This window comes from Okeania sp. SIO2B9 (assembly GCF_010672505.1).
GTDB classification, from domain to species: Bacteria; Cyanobacteriota; Cyanobacteriia; order Cyanobacteriales; family Microcoleaceae; genus Okeania; species Okeania hirsuta.
Map to the genome: position 1 here is coordinate 1 of NZ_JAAHGK010001349.1, position 2005 is coordinate 2005.

2 protein-coding genes are annotated in these 2005 nt (G+C 33.9%); one reads left to right on the forward strand and one right to left on the reverse strand.

Going from position 1 to position 2005, the window contains the following annotated elements:
• Positions 1-255 precede the first annotated feature (255 nt).
• A complete protein-coding gene (gene pstB, locus F6K13_RS30610; protein WP_124143376.1) occupies positions 256-1077 on the forward strand; it encodes a phosphate ABC transporter ATP-binding protein PstB in 822 nt (273 codons plus the stop codon).
• A 338-nt stretch (positions 1078-1415) separates the two neighbouring features.
• On the opposite strand, the gene F6K13_RS30615 is transcribed toward pstB, so the two are convergent.
• On the reverse strand, positions 1416-2005 hold a 590-nt coding region (locus tag F6K13_RS30615; RefSeq protein WP_375340688.1), incomplete at its 5' end, for an adenylate/guanylate cyclase domain-containing protein.

Below are 2005 nucleotides of genomic sequence, written 5' to 3' on the forward strand. Positions count from 1 at the left end.
TTTCAAGGGGAAAATAAAGAAATAATATTTCCTTATTTTCCCCTTGAAAGGGGAGGCTAATAAAGCTGAATTATTTAATTAATAATGATTAATGATTAATTATTCGGTAAAAGATAATTACAGCACTATGAAAAGAGAAGAAAAACAGCGATTAAACCCTATAACTTGTATAGGTAAATGATTGAGGTGAAGCTGATAGTTATAAATAGCAAATACACAAATAATTTTGAAACTAAATTTAGGAGGTAATATCTCATGCCAGAATCTCAACAAAATCTTTCTAAACAAAAATCTGCCCCCGCTCTTTCAGCAGATAATGTTAGCGTCTTTTACGGAGATTTTAAAGCCGTGAAAGATGTTTCTATGGAAATTCCTAAAAATCAAGTCACTGCTTTTATTGGACCTTCAGGTTGTGGTAAAAGTACATTATTACGATGTTTTAATCGTCTAAATGATTTGATTAGTATTTTTCATTTAGAAGGTCGTATTCTTTATCATAATCAGAATATTTATGACTCAGATGTTGACCCTGTAGAAGTACGCCGACGTATTGGAATGGTATTTCAAAAGCCTAATCCTTTTCCTAAGTCAATTTACGATAATATTGCTTATGGGGTGAGAATTAATGGTCTGGCTAAGTCTAAAGAAGAAATGGATGAGATAGTAGAGCGATCGCTACGACAAGCTGTTCTCTGGGATGAGGTTAAGGATAAACTGGGACAAAGTGGTTTTGCTCTTTCTGGGGGTCAGCAACAACGTTTATGTATTGCTCGTGCGGTTGCTGTTAGTCCCGATGTGGTTTTGATGGATGAACCTTGTGCTTCTCTTGACCCTATTTCTACTATTAAGGTTGAGGAGTTAATTAATGAACTCAAGGAAAATTACACTATTATTATTGTGACTCATAATATGCAGCAGGCGACTAGGGTAGCGGATGTAACTGCCTTTTTTAATGCTAAAGCTGCTGAGGGTGGTAAACGCTTTGGTTATTTGGTTGAATTTGACAAAACTCACAATATTTTCCAGAACCCAAAGGAAGAAGCTACTCAACAATATGTAAGTGGTCGTTTTGGTTAAATATTGAAGAAGGAAGAAGGAAGAAGGAAGAAGGAAGAAAAAATGGATGGGGACTCAAACCCCAAGCAATTGTCAACACCGTGTAGATGGTGGGGTATTAAACCCAAAATAAAAAGATAAATTTTTATCATTATTTTTTTCTGGATTTGATACTCATCAAGTCCAGTTTTTTTTATTTAAAAAACTTTAAATTTACAGCACTTTTGAGGATGGTGAGGTACAGTTGAAGATTAATATCTATCTTTGTAAGGCTTCTAGCCTGTAACAAGCAGGATGCTTACCAAAATTACTAAATAAAATTTTGTACCTCACTAACTCCGAAATTGCTGTAATTAAATTTAGGTTTTTTCTGGCTCAATAACCTTCCTCTCTCTTCCCTCTTCCTTCTTCCTTCTTCCTTCTTTCTTACCAAGTTTTTCTCGGCAACGTTCAACATATAGACTGGCAATAGTATCAGTAGAGTTTTGCCTTTTCACTTGTTGAAAATATTCTAAAGCTGCTGCAAATTTACCTACCTGCCAACCCTTAATTCCTTTCTTGAATATCGATAGGTTGGAAATTTTTTCTGCTTCAATAATACTATTTTCAGTACCCAATAATTCATAAATATTTATAGCTTTCTGCTTTCCACGAAGCACCACTTTATCAATCCATCTGTAATAAATTTGCTCAGAAAATAGATTATTATTTTGTAACTGAGTGTCTGAATATTCTACTTGATTAATAATTCTGAATTTATCTTCTATATATTCCTGTGCTTGACAGCAATTTTTACATTTTTCTATCTCTGAAATTACTGGTTCACTCACAATAATTGAACAACAATAAGTCTTAGTCAAACTTTCTAAACGTGATGCAGTATTAACCACATCTCCAATTACTGTAGAATCCATTCTTTTTTCAGAACCCAAAGTACCAATAACCCCCA